We start from the raw sequence: 258 nt of genomic DNA, 5'->3' as shown, positions 1-258 counted from the left end.
GCGCAGCATTTGTTCGCGCGCCAGCGCCAGTCGATCGTGTTCCTTGAGGCTGAGCGCGGCGGCTTCGGCAACCGCGTCGAGGAACGCCAGCAGCCGTGTCGTCCTGGCGCCATGGCGCCGGCGTTCGCGGCCAATGACACGCAGGCCCACATTAAGCGCCAGCATATGGGCCGTGGTTTTCCGACGCTGCCGCAGGCCGGCTGCGACCAGGAGGCTGCCAAGCCACGGCTGATGTTGCAGCGGGCCGATGTCTTCCCA

Annotated in this window: 1 protein-coding gene; it reads right to left on the bottom strand. The window is 67.8% G+C overall.

The window, feature by feature from the left end; all coding sequences use genetic code 11:
* On the bottom strand, nt 1-210 hold a 210-nt coding region (locus ACWGS9_RS35845), incomplete at its 3' end, for a DUF1612 domain-containing protein (protein ID WP_454509566.1).
* Nucleotides 211-258 lie beyond the last annotated feature (48 nt).

The organism is Mesorhizobium sp. Arg314, assembly GCF_053714275.1.
This window is presented reverse-complemented; position numbering and strand designations above follow the sequence as displayed.